This window comes from Clostridium tanneri (assembly GCF_033659955.1).
GTDB classification, from domain to species: domain Bacteria; phylum Bacillota; class Clostridia; order Clostridiales; family Clostridiaceae; genus Clostridium_AM; species Clostridium_AM tanneri.
In genome coordinates this window covers 386,004-402,832 of the sequence record NZ_JARUJP010000001.1, presented here as the reverse complement: position 1 = coordinate 402,832, position 16,829 = coordinate 386,004, and the positions used below count along the sequence as shown (strand labels likewise).

Annotated in this window: 21 protein-coding genes, 1 tRNA gene, 1 other RNA gene and 1 pseudogene; 18 read left to right on the top strand and 6 right to left on the bottom strand. The window is 32.0% G+C overall.

What is annotated here, in order from left to right; translation table 11 throughout:
• The first annotated feature begins 88 nt into the window (after positions 1 to 88).
• From P8V03_RS01945 to P8V03_RS01920, 6 genes are all read left to right on the top strand, one after another.
• Positions 89 to 688, top strand: coding sequence for an MBL fold metallo-hydrolase (locus P8V03_RS01945; RefSeq protein ID WP_261671882.1), 600 nt, complete (start codon positions 89 to 91; stop codon positions 686 to 688).
• A 90-nt stretch (positions 689 to 778) separates the two neighbouring features.
• On the top strand, positions 779 to 2,209 hold the full coding sequence (locus P8V03_RS01940) for a coproporphyrinogen III oxidase (RefSeq protein WP_318796572.1): 1,431 nt from the start codon (positions 779 to 781) through the stop codon (positions 2,207 to 2,209).
• 41 nt (positions 2,210 to 2,250) lie between these two features.
• Positions 2,251 to 3,495, top strand: a complete 1,245-nt coding sequence (hisS, locus tag P8V03_RS01935; protein ID WP_318796571.1) for a histidine--tRNA ligase — start codon at positions 2,251 to 2,253, stop codon at positions 3,493 to 3,495.
• A gap of 17 nt (positions 3,496 to 3,512) precedes the next feature.
• Positions 3,513 to 5,288 (top strand): aspartate--tRNA ligase, encoded by a 1,776-nt coding sequence (gene aspS / locus P8V03_RS01930; protein ID WP_318796570.1) that lies wholly within the window; start codon positions 3,513 to 3,515, stop codon positions 5,286 to 5,288.
• A 90-nt stretch (positions 5,289 to 5,378) separates the two neighbouring features.
• Positions 5,379 to 5,558, top strand: a non-coding RNA gene (gene ssrS / locus P8V03_RS01925) — 6S RNA.
• Positions 5,559 to 5,595: 37 nt separating this feature from the next.
• The gene (locus P8V03_RS01920; RefSeq protein ID WP_318796569.1) at positions 5,596 to 6,558 is read left to right on the top strand and encodes a DMT family transporter; all 963 of its coding nucleotides are present in this window, start codon (positions 5,596 to 5,598) and stop codon (positions 6,556 to 6,558) included.
• Between the two features lie 114 nt (positions 6,559 to 6,672).
• Here P8V03_RS01920 and P8V03_RS01915 read toward each other — a convergent pair.
• The 3 genes and pseudogenes from P8V03_RS01915 to P8V03_RS01905 form a co-directional block, all read right to left on the bottom strand.
• Positions 6,673 to 7,005 (bottom strand): annotated as a pseudogene (locus P8V03_RS01915) (SoxR reducing system RseC family protein); the annotation flags it as partial.
• A 159-nt stretch (positions 7,006 to 7,164) separates the two neighbouring features.
• On the bottom strand, positions 7,165 to 7,824 hold the full coding sequence (locus P8V03_RS01910; RefSeq protein ID WP_318796568.1) for a DUF6483 family protein: 660 nt from the start codon (positions 7,822 to 7,824) through the stop codon (positions 7,165 to 7,167).
• 165 nt (positions 7,825 to 7,989) lie between these two features.
• Complete coding sequence (locus tag P8V03_RS01905) at positions 7,990 to 9,078, bottom strand: putative NPN-dependent ornithine cyclodeaminase (RefSeq protein WP_261671876.1); 1,089 nt, start codon at positions 9,076 to 9,078, stop codon at positions 7,990 to 7,992.
• Positions 9,079 to 9,412: 334 nt separating this feature from the next.
• Between P8V03_RS01905 and P8V03_RS01900 the strand changes: the two genes are divergently transcribed.
• From P8V03_RS01900 to P8V03_RS01875, 6 genes are all read left to right on the top strand, one after another.
• A complete protein-coding gene (locus P8V03_RS01900) occupies positions 9,413 to 9,550 on the top strand; it encodes a CPC_1213 family protein (protein WP_261671875.1) in 138 nt (45 codons plus the stop codon).
• A 75-nt stretch (positions 9,551 to 9,625) separates the two neighbouring features.
• Positions 9,626 to 9,760, top strand: coding sequence for a hypothetical protein (locus tag P8V03_RS01895; protein ID WP_261671874.1), 135 nt, complete (start codon positions 9,626 to 9,628; stop codon positions 9,758 to 9,760).
• Between the two features lie 125 nt (positions 9,761 to 9,885).
• Positions 9,886 to 10,044, top strand: coding sequence for a hypothetical protein (locus tag P8V03_RS01890; RefSeq protein WP_261671873.1), 159 nt, complete (start codon positions 9,886 to 9,888; stop codon positions 10,042 to 10,044).
• A gap of 15 nt (positions 10,045 to 10,059) precedes the next feature.
• Positions 10,060 to 10,203, top strand: a complete 144-nt coding sequence (locus P8V03_RS01885; RefSeq protein WP_318796642.1) for a hypothetical protein — start codon at positions 10,060 to 10,062, stop codon at positions 10,201 to 10,203.
• A 41-nt stretch (positions 10,204 to 10,244) separates the two neighbouring features.
• Complete coding sequence (locus P8V03_RS01880; RefSeq protein ID WP_261671871.1) at positions 10,245 to 10,379, top strand: hypothetical protein; 135 nt, start codon at positions 10,245 to 10,247, stop codon at positions 10,377 to 10,379.
• A 246-nt stretch (positions 10,380 to 10,625) separates the two neighbouring features.
• On the top strand, positions 10,626 to 10,835 hold the full coding sequence (locus P8V03_RS01875; protein ID WP_261671870.1) for a hypothetical protein: 210 nt from the start codon (positions 10,626 to 10,628) through the stop codon (positions 10,833 to 10,835).
• A gap of 33 nt (positions 10,836 to 10,868) precedes the next feature.
• Here the strand turns inward: P8V03_RS01875 and P8V03_RS01870 are convergent, their stop codons facing one another.
• Both P8V03_RS01870 and P8V03_RS01865 read right to left on the bottom strand, forming a co-directional pair.
• Positions 10,869 to 11,222, bottom strand: a complete 354-nt coding sequence (locus tag P8V03_RS01870; protein ID WP_261671869.1) for a YndM family protein — start codon at positions 11,220 to 11,222, stop codon at positions 10,869 to 10,871.
• Positions 11,223 to 11,394: 172 nt separating this feature from the next.
• Positions 11,395 to 11,871 (bottom strand): hypothetical protein, encoded by a 477-nt coding sequence (locus P8V03_RS01865; RefSeq protein ID WP_318796567.1) that lies wholly within the window; start codon positions 11,869 to 11,871, stop codon positions 11,395 to 11,397.
• A 214-nt stretch (positions 11,872 to 12,085) separates the two neighbouring features.
• Between P8V03_RS01865 and P8V03_RS01860 the strand changes: the two genes are divergently transcribed.
• Entirely contained in the window at positions 12,086 to 12,262 is a 177-nt protein-coding gene (locus P8V03_RS01860) for an H-type small acid-soluble spore protein (protein ID WP_318796566.1), read from the top strand.
• Between the two features lie 199 nt (positions 12,263 to 12,461).
• Here P8V03_RS01860 and P8V03_RS01855 read toward each other — a convergent pair.
• Positions 12,462 to 12,548: transfer RNA gene (locus tag P8V03_RS01855), tRNA-Leu, on the bottom strand.
• A gap of 137 nt (positions 12,549 to 12,685) precedes the next feature.
• Between P8V03_RS01855 and P8V03_RS01850 the strand changes: the two genes are divergently transcribed.
• The 5 genes from P8V03_RS01850 (at position 12,686) to glsA (ending at position 16,760) form a co-directional block, all read left to right on the top strand.
• Positions 12,686 to 12,958, top strand: a complete 273-nt coding sequence (locus P8V03_RS01850) for a hypothetical protein (protein ID WP_318796565.1) — start codon at positions 12,686 to 12,688, stop codon at positions 12,956 to 12,958.
• 605 nt (positions 12,959 to 13,563) lie between these two features.
• Positions 13,564 to 14,256, top strand: a complete 693-nt coding sequence (locus P8V03_RS01845) for an iron-sulfur cluster assembly scaffold protein (RefSeq protein WP_261672970.1) — start codon at positions 13,564 to 13,566, stop codon at positions 14,254 to 14,256.
• A 21-nt stretch (positions 14,257 to 14,277) separates the two neighbouring features.
• The gene (locus tag P8V03_RS01840; RefSeq protein ID WP_261672971.1) at positions 14,278 to 15,279 is read left to right on the top strand and encodes a GGGtGRT protein; all 1,002 of its coding nucleotides are present in this window, start codon (positions 14,278 to 14,280) and stop codon (positions 15,277 to 15,279) included.
• A 219-nt stretch (positions 15,280 to 15,498) separates the two neighbouring features.
• Entirely contained in the window at positions 15,499 to 15,627 is a 129-nt protein-coding gene (locus P8V03_RS01835; RefSeq protein ID WP_318796564.1) for a hypothetical protein, read from the top strand.
• A gap of 215 nt (positions 15,628 to 15,842) precedes the next feature.
• Entirely contained in the window at positions 15,843 to 16,760 is a 918-nt protein-coding gene (gene glsA / locus P8V03_RS01830) for a glutaminase A (protein ID WP_318796563.1), read from the top strand.
• The last annotated feature ends 69 nt before the right edge of the window (positions 16,761 to 16,829 follow it).

The window sequence follows — 16,829 nt, the reverse complement described above, 5'->3', positions numbered from 1 at the left end:
TTAGTAAAGAGGGAAGTCTTTGTTATAAAAAATGTAACCTTATATTTTTATTATGTTTTATAAGTATTACTTAGGGGAGGTTTAATAAATGGAAGTTAGAAGAGTACCTGCTGGGGTCTATGCAGCTAATTGTTATATCTTAATGGATGAGGAAACAAAGGAAGCGGCAGTGATGGACCCAGGTGGAGATGCAGATGATTTAAGCAAAGTTATAAAGGAAATGGGAGCTAAGGTAAAGTACATATTATTAACCCATGGACATGTGGACCATGTAGGAGCAGTTACAGAATTGAAAGATGAGTTTAAAGCGCCTGTTTATATAAATGAAGAAGATTATAAGATGATTAGCAATAGAGAGTATATATATGGAGATATAATAGGAAAAGTTGACGGTTATATAAATGAAGGAGATAGCTTTAAGTTAGGAAGTAGTGAAATTAAGGTCCTTCAAACACCAGGTCATACGCCAGGAGGAGTTTGTTTTTTAGTAGACAACATGGTAATAACAGGAGATACTTTATTTGCTGGCTCCATAGGAAGAACAGATTTGGGCGGTGGAGATTATGAAGCTATTATAAGAAGTATTAAAGAAAAGCTTATGATACTACCTGATGACACTATAGTTTTATCTGGACATGGAGGACAAAGTACTATAGGTAGAGAAAGAGTGCATAACCCGTTCCTTTAGAATGGGAATTGATAATAGGAAATTAAAAAATAAGTTTTACATTATTTTTAATTTCCTATTTAATAAGGGAGGATAGCTACAAAAAGCATAATGAAAATTAAAATAAATTTAAATAATATGCAGTATAGGTATGATGTTTATCAGATAATAAATCTTTTTTACAGCTTTTATGATATAGACTTTGTAGATAGTGATTGGAATTACAAAATAGACATAGATGAAGATAGGATTATTATCTGCAGCGATGAAAGTTGTAAAGAATTTATTTTCAATAAAGAATTTACCTACAAGGAAGGTATAAAAAAAGCTGTTTTTCAATACTTTACTGAAATAACTGGTAAGGTAATGCCTTGGGGTACTCTAGTAGGTATCAGACCAAGTAAAATAGCATTAGAGTTAATAAATGAGGGGAAAGACCATGAATATATAGTTAACTATTTCAAGGAGCATTTTCAGACAAGAAGAGATAAGGCAGAACTATGTATAAATGTGGCTAAGGTGGAAGAAAAGTTCGTAAATAAGAGAAAGGATTCTATAAGTGTTTATGTAGGAATGCCTTTTTGCCCTACAAGATGTTTATATTGTTCCTTTACTTCAAATCCAATTGCAGGATGTAAAAGTATAGTAGAACCTTATTTAAATAGTTTGTATTATGAAATAGCTGAAACGGCAAAGTATATAAGAGAGAATCACTTGAAAATCCAGTGTGTTTATTTTGGAGGCGGTACTCCAACAGCAGTAAATGACAGTCAATTTGAGGAATTGATGGAGCATATATATAGCAGCTTTATAGACAATAATCAGGTTGAAGAGTTTACAGTAGAGTGTGGAAGACCAGACAGTATAACTATAAATAAGCTGCAAACTATGAAAAGATATAAGGTAGATAGAATAAGTATAAATCCTCAAACTATGAATGATAATACTTTAAAGTTAATTGGAAGAGGACATAATACTAGAGATACTATAGATAAATTTAATATGGCGAGAGAACGTGGATTCGATCATATAAATATGGATATTATAGTAGGCCTTCCAGGAGAAGGAATAGATGAAGTAAAGAAGACCTGTGAGGAAATATTTAAGCTTCATCCTGAAAGCATAACTGTTCATGGAATGTCTGTTAAAAGGGCCTCAAGACTTCATGAGGATATAGTAAATAAAGTAGAATTTGCCACCCCTGACCAAGGTGAGTTAAATCTGATGTATCAAGAAACTGAAAACTTGGCAAAGAGGCTAGATATGAAACCTTATTATATGTATAGACAAAAAAATATGGTGGGAAATATGGAGAATATAGGTTATACTATAAAAGGTAATGTAGGCTTATATAATATTCAAATTATTGAAGAAAAGCAGACCATTATAGCCTGTGGAGCAGACGCATCCACTAAAGTGGTGTTCTTAGATGAAAATAGAATTGAAAGACATGGAAATGTCAAAGATGTTAGGGAATACATAAATAGAGTTGAAGAGATGGTTGAAAAGAAGGCAAAGCTTTTAGATACACTATATAAGTAATCAACAACTTACGATAAGTGAAAGAAGAGGGAGGAAGAAAAATGGCTATACAAGCACCAAAAGGTACTAAGGATGTATTACCTGGGGATGTATACAAGTGGCAATATTTAGAGGATAAGTTTAGAAAAATATCTGCATCTTTTGGATGTAGAGAAATTAGAACTCCTGTGTTTGAACACACAGAGCTTTTTGAAAGAGGAGTTGGAGAAACTACTGATGTAGTTCAAAAGGAGATGTACACCTTTAACGACAAGGCAGGAAGAAGTATAACTCTTAAGCCTGAAGGAACATCTCCAGCAGTAAGAGCTTTTGTTGAGAGCAGTCTATACAATGAAGCTCAACCAACAAAACTTTACTACTTTACTCCAGTGCTAAGATATGAGAATGTTCAAAAGGGAAGGTTAAGAGAGCATCATCAATTTGGTGTGGAGGTATTTGGAGCTCAAGAAGCTTCTGTAGATGCTGAAATTATAAGCCTTGCTATGAGAGTATATAAAGAGCTTGGCGTTAAGGGTATAGAGCTCAATATAAATAGCATAGGATGCCCAGAGTGCAGAAAGAAATATAATGAAGCCTTAAAGCAATTTTTATCAAAAAACTATGATGATTTCTGTGAAACTTGTAAAACAAGATTTGAAAAAAATCCTATGAGAACTTTAGACTGTAAGGTGAAAAGCTGTAAGGAAATAGTTAAAGGGGCTCCTTTAATACTTGACTATTTATGCGATGATTGCAACGATCATTTTGAGAAGTTAAAGAAATACCTAACAGCTCTAGAAATTGAATATAAAGTAGATCCTTTAATAGTAAGAGGTTTAGATTATTATAGTAAAACTGTATTTGAGATAATTAATAACGGAATAACCATTTGTGGTGGCGGAAGATACGATTATCTTATACAAGAGGTTGGAGGACCATCAATGCCAGCTATGGGATTTGGAATGGGAATAGAGAGAACTATTTTAACTTTAGAAGAAAATGGCATTGAAATTCCTAAAGAAAGTTACATAGATTTATATGTAGCAGCTATGGGAGATGAGTCCAAGGTAGAGGCTTTAACTTTAATCAATAGATTAAGAGAAAGAAATATAAAATGTGATTGTGACCATATGAATAGAAGTGTAAAAGCGGCTATGAAATATGCAAACAAAATAGATGCCAGATTCATCATTGTTCTTGGAGAAAATGAATTACAAACCGGTATAGCTAAACTGAAGAGAATGAGTGATGGAGAGCAATTTGAAATAAATCTAAAAGATTTAGATAGTATAGCAGAATTAATATAAGGTTGGAGGAGTTACACATGGGAGAAGCATTAAAGGGACTTAAAAGAACCATAATGTGTGGTGAGTTAAGAGAAACACATATTGATAACAAGGTTACAGTTATGGGATGGGTTCAAAGAAAAAGAAATCTTGGAGGACTTATATTTGTTGATTTAAGAGACAGAACAGGTATACTTCAAGTGGTATTTGGTGAAGAAATAAATAAAGAGGCTTTTGATAAAGCTGATGGAGTTAAATCCGAGTACTGTATAGCAGTTACTGGAACAATAGTTAAAAGAGAAGCTCCGAATTCAGAGCTTCCAACAGGAATGGTAGAGTTAAAAGGTGAGTATATAAAAGTGTTATCAGAATCAGAAACACCACCTATATACATAAAAGAAAATTTAGATGCAGCTGAAAATATAAGATTAAAATACAGATATTTAGATTTAAGAAGACCAGATATGCAGAGAATTTTCATGACAAGACACAAAGCAGCTAAAATTGTTAGAGATTTTCTAGATGAAAATGGATTCTTAGAAGTAGAAACACCTGTACTTGCAAATAGCAGTCCAGAGGGAGCAAGAGATTATCTTGTACCGAGCAGAAACTATCCAGGAATGTTTTATGCACTTCCTCAATCACCACAGCTATTTAAGCAGCTTTTAATGGTATCAGGTTATGATAGATACTTCCAGATAGCAAAGTGTTTTAGAGATGAGGACTTAAGAGCAAATAGACAGCCAGAATTTACACAAATAGATATGGAATTATCTTTCGTTGAAGTAGACGATGTAATAGAATTAAATGAAAGATTAATCCAAAGAGTATTTAAAGAAATAGCTAACGTAGATGTTAAACTTCCGATAGAGAGAATGCCATATAAAACAGCTATGGAAAAGTATGGATCCGATAAACCAGACTTAAGATTTGGTATGGAGATAAATGATTTAACTGAAGCTGTTAAAGATGTAGACTTTAAAGTGTTCCAAGATGCACTTTCAAACAATGGTTCAGTAAGAGCTATAAAAGCTGAAGGCAGTGCAGCTATGGGAAGAAAGCAAGTTGATAAGTTAGTTGACTTTGTTAAAACTTACGGAGCTAAGGGCTTAGCATGGATAGCTTATAAAGAGGATGGAGTTAAGTCATCTATAGGTAAGTTCTTAACAGAAGAGCAAACTCAAGCTATACTAGATAAAATGGAAGCTAAAGTTGGAGATTTAATCTTAATAGTAGCAGATAAAAACTCTGTTGTTTTCCAAAGTCTTGGTGCCTTAAGACTACACTTAGCTAAAGAATTAGGAATCCTAGAAAATAACAATGAGTTTAGATTTGTATGGATAACAGAATTCCCGCTTGTTTCATATAATGAAGAAGAAAAGAGATTCCAAGCAGAGCACCATCCATTTACAATGCCTATGGATGAAGATATTCAGTATTTAGAAAGTGATCCAGGAAGAGTTAGAGCAAAAGCTTATGACATAGTATTAAATGGTGAAGAGCTTGGAGGAGGAAGTATTAGAATACATGATACAAAACTTCAAGAAAGAATGTTTAAGGTGTTAGGCTTTACTCAAGAAAGAGCTTGGGAAAGTTTTGGTTTCTTACTAGAAGCATTCAAATTTGGACCACCACCACACGGCGGACTTGCTTATGGTTTTGATAGAATCGTTATGTTCCTTGCAGGAACAGATAACATAAAGGATGTTGTTGCATTCCCTAAGAATCAGAATGCTTTCTGTCCTTTAACAGAAGCTCCAAGTGTTGTAGAAGAAGCACAATTGAAGGAACTTGGTATATCTTTAAACAAATAACCTATGGCAAAATTGCAAATAATTCTGAAAATATTATATTAAATTTCTAAAAAATGTAGTATAATACAATTAAAGAAATATAAAAAATAAATATTCCTACCATGCACGTGGAGTGGGTTCATATTGACCCAACAGTTTTTGAAAGGAAATCGGACTCTTTTTGTGGAATGATGCTGGAACTTAGTTTTCTGGAACAAGAATCAAAAAGGAGATTTCCACCTGCGAGAGCGGGTTCAAGAATAACTCATAATACGGCATGGTGGGGTTTTATTTTGCCATTTTTATTTAAATTAAGGGGGAGCCAATTATGAGAAAGGGGTATGTTTATATTATTTTATCTGCGGTTATGTTTAGCACTATGGAGATAGCCGGTAAATTAATAGCAATGGAGATTAATCCTTTTCAGCTGAACTTTTTAAGATTTTTTATTGGGGCATCTATATTGCTTCCGCTAGCAATAAAGGATTTAAGGAAAAGGGAAATTTCATTCAATAGAGGGGATATTGGTTATTTTCTTTTTACAGGTCTTTTATGCGTAGTAATAAGTATGTCATTTTTCCAACTTGCCATAGTACATACTAAAGCTTCAATAGTAGCTATAGTATTTAGTGTCAATCCAGTATTTACAATTCCATTTGCATATTTTCTATTAAAAGAGCAGCTTAATAAAACTACGATTCTATCCTTGTTTATAAGCTTAGTAGGTATAGCTTGCATTCTAAATCCTTTCAAAATAAATAGCGATGTTAAAGGGATAGTATTGGCTGTTCTCGCAGCAGTAACTTTCTCACTATATAGTGTAATTGGTAAAATGCGTTCAGAGAGATATGGGAGTATAGTTATGAACTGTTTTACGTTCTTTGCAGGAGAATTTATAATGCTTATAGTAATTCTTTTATCTAATATATCAGCGGTGGTACAAGTAAATAAGAAATTAGGTCTATCTGTGTTATCCAATATTCCAATTATACAAGGGATAGAAATGGGAAACATCTTTGTAATAATTTATCTTGGAGTAGTAGTAACAGGATTAGGATATCTATTCTATTTCTTTGCCATGGATGAGACTTCTGCAACTACAGCATCTATAGTATTTTTCATAAAACCAGCACTAGCGCCTATACTTTCTTTAATTATACTGCAGGAAAGCATACCTTTTAACACAATGCTTGGAATATTGTCTATCCTAACAGGTTCCTTTATAACCTTTAGGGGAAAGAAGGGCAAAGCTGAAAGAAAAATAAAAGAGATTAGTAATATCCACATTTAAGGTGATAAGCTAAAGAATTTAATAAAATTTCCTGCACAATGAATAATAAAAAAGAAGATAGAGTTTTAGCTCCACCTTCTTTTTTGTTATTGTAAGTTTAATAATAAATATAACCTATTTTATAACCTTAACCATCTTTAAATCGTAGTTACTATCCTTAGAAGCCTTTTTATCTACTTTACCTAGGATTGTGTAAGATATAACTAAAAGAACCATACCTACTGCAAAGGATAAAAGTTCGTAATTACTAAATCCAAGTCTTTTAAAATAATAGTTTCCAAATAGTATACCTACTAGCAGCATAACTAGAGGGAAGCCATAAGCCCATAGAGTCATCTTCATAAAGGATTTTGTTTCAAGAGCAACTTGTACCTCATCACCAATAGATGCATTTAATGTATTTTTTACATCTACTAGAGAACTAGATTGAGCACATCCACCGCCACAACTGGCGCAGTTATCTCCTCATCCACTTTTTCTTTTAAAGGATATCAAGGCACAATCATTTTTTAAAGCAACTACATATCCTACTTCAACCATACTAATCAACTCCTATATAATTTACTATTTATCCGATTCAAGGTTCACTTCATAACAGAAAATAAATTATAACCTTTTCTTTAATATAGACAGAGACTCTTCTACTTCCTCTCTTGATAAATTTCCTTCTTCTAAAGTGTTATCATCTTTATTAAGTAATAATTCGTAAAGAGAAATACCTTTTTCTATGGTCTCATTACTAAAATCATTTTCCTGTAAAATTTCATAAAGAGTATCTTCAGCCTTGTCATATTTATTAGTTTTAACATAATAATCAATTATTCTATTCTGAACAGAAGAAGGTAATCGGTATTCAGACAGTTCTTCAATCATAATCTCTATATCTTCAAAATGATGCTGCAGGTCGCAATTTTCATTGTCTCCTTCATAAGCATGTAAAAATAAGTTCAAAGATTTTAATTCTATATAGAAAGCATCATCTAAGTTTCCCTGTAATTCTAATATAGATGCTTCTTCCTCTAGCAGTTTAGCCATCATAATACATTTATCTGTATTTATAGTTCCATCAGTTTTTATCATATCTAAAAGGTTATCATCAGATAAGGAATTAAAAAATTTCATTCCTAACCTAAATATTTCTTTTAGTGTATTATCGATTACAATGAGGGCTTCCTCATTCTTACCTGACATTTTATATTCCATTATTTTATTAAGAGCTTCATTAAATTTAGACATTAATTCTGATGTTAAGTTACGTTTTAGCATTAGTGATACCTCCAAAAGTTTAAACTGAAAACTTTTTATATAACGTCAACTATATTATATAATATTTAAGGAACAATTTGTACAACTAAAATTTTGCAAATTTATATAAGTACTCAAGTATAAAGGAGAATTGAGTTCATAAAAACAACAATTCTCCACTAGTACTTATACTAAGTTATTTTTTATATTTACTAAGAAATCCTGTACATTTGTAACAATAGAAGTTACTTCAAGACTTCCTCTGTCTCTAAGTTTATTTACACCAAATTCAGAAATATCTACTGTATATATGTATACAGGTCTAATTTTATCTTCTTCCACTTTATACATAGGAGTCATATTACCTGTTGCTATGGTATGAAGTTGAGTTGCTAAACATATTACTGTTGTAGCTTTTTTACTATGAGTTCTCATTGCATCTTGAGCATCATAGACATTTGCAATAACAGGAGGAAGAGGTCCGTCATCTCTAATGGAACCAGCTAATACTAAAGGAACATTGTTCTTAATACATGAATAAACTACTCCCTCTGTGATGTTTTCCTGTTCTATAAATTTTTCTAGAGAACCTGCACGCCTAGCTCTATTTATAACATCTATGTGATTATAGTGACCATTAAAAACAGAGTGTTGAGTATAAATATCCTGACCTAGTGCTGTTTTTAATATGGAACCTTCTAAGTCATGAGTTGCCAGTGCATTTCCAGCAAAAATTGTATCTACATATCCAGCATTTATAAGGGCAGACATAGCATTTTTAGAATCATGATCAAAGACAACAGCAGGGCCTAGAACCCACAATATATATCCATTTTCTCTTTCGTATTTAAGCAATTCATAAAGACTATCATAATCCTTTGAATAAGAGCTTTCACGAGTTCTGCCAGTTCTAAAAACAAAGGACTGCTCTTCCTCAGATTCTGTATATGTAAAACCACTTACATGAACATAGATGCCATCCTCTGCATTTTCACTTCTTCCTAATACTACGTTGTCACCTATGTTCAGATTTCTAAATTCTTTTATATCTAAACTTTTATCATCCTTAACTACAACAACACAATCCATACGGCTTTCAGATGCTAAAATCCACTTTTCATCTATTTTAAAGTATTCAGGATATATAGAAGTAGCGTGATATTTATCAGGAGCAACACCTTTAATTGTTACTTTTTCAGTGATTATGTTAGGAGCTGAAATGAAAGGCTCCTTTGTAAAGTCTGGGGCTTTGTATTCTGGTAATTTAAAACTCATAAAAATACCTCCATTTAATTGTGAAAATATAAGTTATTTTTTGAATAGTAAGTACATTATATCAAAGGTTATAATTTAGTGGCAATAGCAACAATATTTATCATTAATTTTAAAATAAAACTTTAGTTAGATTTATAGAAGTTCTGTTTAAAATGTTAATTTAACTTCTACAAATCATAGTATGGAACTTTTATAGATTTAATATTTGTAACAATACAAAAGATTAAAATAAAAAATTATTTTTATCATAAATTTTAATGGTTTATCAGCCTATTTTTGTTTAACATAAAAACTTACTACCGGGAAAAGCTAGTACTAGAAAGGAGAGATGACAATGACTAATAAGATGAAGTATACACAAAATAACAAAAAATCTGATGGCAGATTTAGAAAAAGGCATATAGATCATACTCCTCAAGATGAAAGTTCAAGAGCTAAGTTTGGGACTTATTCCGAAAAACATTTAGATTAGTTAATATTGTGAGCTACTATATAGATTTTATTCAGTTATAGGTTAAAAATAATATTAAAGTAAAGGAGAATGTCTATGGAAAATGAAAATAAACAACCTAAAACATGGTCTCGCAGTCCAAACAGTGCTAAATATCACTCAAGAAGTGCAAGCTTTAAGGCAAAGCAAAAAAATAATAAAAATTCAAAGGAAAACTGGACTGTAGAGTAAAATAAAAGCGAAAAGTTCTATTTATTTAATAAAGCGTGGTTAGCAAAAACTTATTACTTATATAAAAAACCAGATAAAGTCTTTAGTGGATGAAGTCTAAATATGAGAATAAGGGGTGTTAACGAATGGGAAGATGGTTAAATAAAGGTCATCATGAACAGGCTATGGAAATAGCTAAGGATTTATTAGATAAAGGAATTGGTTCAGCAGAAATAAAAAAGAGAGCTGGTCTTAATGAGCATGATATTGAAAAGGCAAGAAAAAAGATGGAAGGTAAAATGTAAGAGGAGGGGTATATAGTGAGTTTTGATAGAGAAAAAGCAACTAAAAAAGCTAAAGAAATGCTTTTAGATGGTGAAACTTTAGATGAAATTAAGGATAATACCAGGTTAAGACAAAAAGATGTTAGAAGAATACAAAAAGAAATTACAAAACATTTTTAATTAGTGTCTAATCACAAAAAAATGGAAGAGGGGTTTAAAGTATGAAAGGAAAAAATAAGTTTACAAATAAACAAACTGCAGCTATGGGTCTTGAAAGAGAAGATAATGGACAAAATCTCTATGAACAAGAAAGAAAGGCAAAACAAAGAAAGCATGATAATGTGAAGCCAGTTTAATTTGGAAAGCCTCAAGATTGATCTTGAGGTTTTCTATTAAAAAGCTTTTATCCGGTGACTACCCGCTCTAATACTCCCTCGCACGGTGTGAAAGTGACTCACACAAAATCAAAGATTTTGGTTCGCTACTTTTCTCCAAGAGGGAGCAAAGAGCGGCTACGTCCCTGGATTCGTTCGACTAAGAATCAGATGGGGTTGAAACCCCACCTGATTCAAGTCTTAACTTCATAGAAAGGGGATAAGTTTATGGTGCAAAGACATATAGTGGGTAGGGAAATTAGTAAAGAAGATCTTAGAGAGCTACAAGAAACCATTTATGCTAATAGGCATCCAGATAGAAGAAGAACTATGGAAAATCCGGCTACTATGCAAACAGGATACAACAGTGACGGAACTATAAAGGAAGAGAAGATTCAGCCTCATATGTACGAGTTAAATGGAATAAAAGATAAGTAAAGTATAAAAAAATTTCGGAGTAGTAAAAATAAACTACTCCGATTTTTGGGTTTTATTAGTCTTCACTAAGTATACATGGTCTAAATATTCTACAATTGCCACAATGGTTGATACTATTGCAGAACCTATTAAAGTAACTATAGCACCAGAGAAAATAAATTGAGTAAGATACACTACAACAAAGGCTGCAAGAAAATCTGCTATAGTACTTATTATAACAGTACCTGGTTTAAGTAGTGCTAATTCCATTAGATGGCCAACTACTGCAAGAATAATACCTACAAGCACTGGTTGATAGGTATAAGCATAATGTACATCTCTGAAGATATAATCTGAAATTAATAGTATTAATGGGCAAGTTATTATTTTCATTAATAATCCAGTCATAGCTAAATTTCTCCTTTCTTCTTAATACTAGGATTACCAGCTATTACAGTGTTATTCATTTTAGTAATAACTTTTAAGTTTTTTTACCTTATTTTATGTTAAGTAAAAATAAAGCACGTCAGCATAAGCTAACGTGCAAGTATTTTAGAGAAAATAATAAGTTATTAGATTGTTATTCATATTCTAATGTTAAGTAAATTATCCTTCTTACCATTCTTACTGCAACTGGATAAGGAACTCCATACATAACTAATCTTCTGATTAGCATAGGATTATTTTTTTCTATTTTTCTTAGAATGCTATTTACATCATCAGGGCTTCTAAATTGATTTTCATCATATTCTATTTCTGCTGGAGAATCTTCCACCTCATCTCTATTATCTTCTATATTCTCTTCTATATTTTCTGCAGCTTCATCTTGGATATTTTCCTCTGTGGTATCTCTCAAATCCTCATCCACACCACTGTCTAAGTTATTATCAACACTATCATCTAGGTTATCATCAAAAGGTATATTTTCCTGAAGCTCCATATCCTCTGAACGCATCATATTATAGGCATCATTAGGTATGCCATACATAGGATGCATAAATGGACAGCAAGGCATTACTCCACGGAAAGGCATATTATACATCATATCATTGTACATTTAATCATTTACCTCCATAAATTTAACTCGTACCATAATAATATATGTATTAATAATAAAAATTGTGAAGGTAAAATTCATTGTAAATCTCGTCTATGAAAAGTGTATTAGTACATAGAAAATAGACTTACCTGATTCAAGTTTGACTTCATAAATCTTTAGAGAATATACAAGAAGGTTTTTACTAAAAATACTAATGAGGAGGTGTTCTATAGTGAAACTACACAAAGCAGGGGAAATATATAATTCACGGGGTGTAATAAATGTAACTTACAAAGATAGGCCAGTATGGATTGAAAGCATTTCAGAGCAAAGTGAAGTTGCTCATGTTAAGGATTTGGAAACAAATGAACTGAAGATAGTTCCTATTTTAGAGTTAAAGGAAGAATAGATATTTCTGTAAAAAATAAGTACATCCCTGACTTAGAGATGTACTTATTTTTTAATTATGAAATTATTAAAGGAAATTTTAGTTATAGAAACTTTAACAACTAATAGTATAACCAGATTAAAAGAATTTATACTAGTGAATGAATTAATATCTTTAGAAAAATAAAAAAAACTTGGATACACTCCAAGTTTTTTTTATTTGGTGCCGAAGGCGGGAATCGAACCCGCACGGTATCGCTACCACCGGATTTTGAGTCCGGCGCGTCTGCCAGTTCCACCACTTCGGCAAATTACAAAGTTATCTTATCATAAAAAAACAATACAGTCAAGGTTTTAGAGAAAATTTCACCCTAATATAGAAGAGAAATAACTAGAATAAATTTTTTCCTTAAGGAATATAAAGAAATATGGGGGTGGTAAATTCATGGATGTATTTAACGAAATAAGAAGTGAAGAACTCAGAAAAAGAGCTATTGATGAGTTAATTGAGGCACAAAATAAAATAATAAATGATTGTCAAGAGAGATATAATTACTATAGAATACAATTGGAGAAGATAAACATACTTGAAAGTTTAACAAATAATGTAATAAGTAATAAAGAAGAAAAGAATAGATTTAATAAAGAAATAAATAGTGCACTAAATGAGGCTAAGGAAGCTATTGAGCTAAGAGATAGATTAGAAAGCCTTTCCTAAATAGGAGCTCCCTAAAGAGCTCTTTTTTGTTATATTTACTATTAGTAAAATCTAATTAAAAGATTATTATCTTTAACTTTTACATAATAGAACTTAGTACACTATTATAGATATAATATCAGCCGGCACCTCTAAAGCTATAAATTTAGCATTTTCTATATAGAGAATAGAGATTAAAAATTAGATTAGAAAAAAGTACAGGGGAAAATAATATTAGGATTTGTAGATTTATATGCCTAATAAATAGTATAATTGGTAATGGCTATATAATATTATCATAAGCAATCTATTCATAATCAAGCAAGAAAATGTCTTTTATATTACTCTACAAAATATAAAAAATTCAAAACCAATAAATATCATTAAACAAAAGTTATTATATGTCAAAATTTTATGTCTATGGTTTTTGTTTCAAATTATTCTTAAAATCTATTGTTATAAAAGACTAAATTTGCTAAAATGTAATTGTTTATTAATTAGTCACTTTGTGTCCCGCTGGGTACAAAAATGATCCAATGAAAATAAATGCTAATTCTTAGAGTGCAAAAAACAATTTTTATGCTCTAATCTAAATTATATTTACCAAACAGGAAGGAGAATAAAAGATGATTTATTCAACAGAAGTAGACAGAATGTGTTGTGTAACTAAAGGACCAAACCATGGTTCAGCACCAATTCCACAAGAAGGAAAATGGGTACAAGCTAAAGAAATAAAAGATATTTCAGGTCTAACACATGGAGTTGGTTGGTGTGCTCCACAACAGGGTGCTTGCAAACTTACTTTAAATGTTAAAGATGGTATCATAGAAGAAGCATTAGTTGAAACAATAGGATGTTCTGGAATGACTCACTCTGCAGCTATGGCTTCAGAAATACTACCAGGAAAAACTATACTTGAAGCATTAAACACAGACTTAGTTTGTGATGCTATAAATACAGCAATGAGAGAATTATTCTTACAAATTGTTTATGGAAGAAGTCAAACTGCTTTCTCAGAAGGTGGACTACCTATCGGAGCAGGTCTTGAAGACTTAGGAAAAGGATTAAGAAGCCAAGTTGGTACTATGTACGGAACAAAGGCTAAAGGAACAAGATATTTAGAGATGGCAGAAGGCTATGTTACAAAGGTAGCTTTAGATGCTGACAACGAAGTAATAGGATATAAATTCGTTCACCTTGGAAAAATGATGGAGTTTATAGGAAAAGGTATGGACGCTAACGAAGCTATGGAAAAAGCTACTGGACAATATGGTAGATTCGATGAAGCTGTAAAAGTTATCGATCCAAGACATGAATAATATATAAGGAGGACGCAGAAAATGGCATTATTTGAAAGTTATGAAAGAAGAATTAATCAAATCACACCAGTGCTTGAAAAGTACGGTATGAAGACTTTAGAAGAAGCTAAAGCTCTTTGTGATGAAAAGGGAATAGATGTTTATAATATAGTTAAATCAACACAACCAATATGTTTTGAAAATGCTTGTTGGGCATATATTTTAGGTGCTGCAATAGCTATAAAGAAGGGTTGTATAAAAGCTGCAGAAGCTGCAGAAGCTCTAGGAGAAGGCTTACAAGCTTTCTGTATACCAGGATCTGTTGCTGATGACAGAAAAGTTGGTTTAGGACACGGAAACTTAGCTGCTATGCTTTTAAGGGAAGAAACTAAATGTTTTGCATTCTTAGCAGGACACGAATCCTTTGCAGCAGCTGAAGGAGCTATAAAAATAGCTGAAAAAGCTAACAGAGTTAGAAAAGAACCATTAAGAGTTATATTAAACGGTCTTGGAAAAGATGCTGCTTACATAATCTCAAGAATAAATGGATTTACATATGTTCAAACTAAGTTTGACTACTATACTGGAAAGTTAGAAATAGTTAAAGAAAAAGCTTACTCAAATGGACCAAGAGCTAAGGTTAAATGCTATGGTTCAGATGATGTTAGAGAAGGTGTTGCTATAATGCATCACGAGGGCGTTGACGTATCAATAACTGGTAACTCAACTAACCCAACTAGATTCCAGCACCCAGTTGCAGGAACTTATAAAAAAGAATGTGTAGAAATGGGTAAGAAATACTTCTCAGTTGCATCCGGTGGTGGTACTGGAAGAACTCTTCACCCAGATAACATGGCAGCAGGTCCAGCTTCTTATGGTATGACAGATACTATGGGAAGAATGCATTCAGATGCACAATTCGCAGGATCATCCTCTGTTCCAGCACACGTTGAAATGATGGGACTTATAGGAATGGGTAACAATCCAATGGTTGGGGCTTCTGTTGCAGTAGCAGTTGCTATAGAAGAATCAGCGACTAAATAATAAAATAATTATTAACATATATTCAGCAAAATCCTATATAGCTTATATAGGATTTTGTTATTTTTTAAATATTAAAAATATTTGAAAAATTATGATTTTGTAGTGACATTTCTTTATAAACATATTATAATAATTATTAATATAGATTTTCCGTTTTTTGAAGAGTTTTAATTAAATGCTTTTATTTTTATATAAAATAAATATAAAGGAGTGATTTGTGTGCAAGAAAAGACAAAAAACATCAATAACAACCAAGATAAATTAGAAAAACCTAAAAAAGAAAAAGGGGATAAAAGAGAAAGTTGTAAGTTTCTTTTTGACATGATAGGAAGAGTATTTTCTAAGTAAGATTTTATTATCACCTATATAGGACAGCAGATTTAATCTGCTGTTTTTTCTGAAGAAAATTTATAAAAAGGATTACAAAGTCACCAAAAGGATATATAATATTATATGAATGAATTAAATCTTTAATGTTAAACATTTGGGAGAATTAGTTTAAATTTGCGACAATTATTGTTGCAAGTGGCATATTATATTAATTAAAGGTGGATGGTGAACATATGAAAAGATTATTAGAAGGTCTAGTAGAAAATAACAGGGTATATACAGCAGGGGGAAAGGTGGCTTCTTATATACCAGAGTTGGGCAAAGCCAACAAGGATTCTCTTGGTATATGGATTACTACTTTACAGGGAGAAGAATACTTTGCAGGAGACTTTGAGGAAAGGTTTACAATTCAAAGTATTTCTAAAGTAATAACTTTAATGCTAGCTATATTGGATAACGGCAAAGAGTATGTGTTTAAAAAGGTAGGAATGGAAGCAACTGCTGATGCTTTTAATTCCATAATCAATTTAGAAACCAAAAATCCTCAGAGGCCTTTAAATCCTATGATAAACTCAGGTGCTATTGCTACGGTATCCTTAATTGCAGGGGATGGACGAGATAACACATTTGAAAGAATATTGAAATTTACAAGAAAGATAACTGGTAACCCAGATATAAATATAAATGAAGATGTATACCATTCTGAGAGTATAACAGGGGATAGAAACAGAGCTCTAGCATACTTTATGAAAAGCACTGGTGTTATAGAAAATGATGTAGAGGATGTGCTGGACGTATACTTTAAACAGTGTTCTATAGAAGGAACTTGTAAAGATATAGCTAGAGTAGGTGCAGTACTGGCAAACAATGGTGTACTTCCATGGAGCGGAGAAAGAATAATACCTGTGTATGTTGCCAGAATTGTTAAAACTATAATGCTTACCTGTGGAATGTATGATGCATCTGGAGATGCTGCAGTTAAGATAGGAATACCTTGTAAAAGCGGCGTAGGCGGAGGAATACTTGCAGCAGCACCAGGAAGAATGGGCATAGGAGTATTTGGACCAGCATTAGACCAAAAGGGTAACAGTAGTGGTGGTATGAGACTTCTAGAAGAACTATCAAAGGAACTAGATTTAAGTATATTTTAATTAATGTTGTAAAAAACTTAAAATGTGTATGAACTGAACCCCTCTTATTAGGTTAGAGGGGTTTTATTT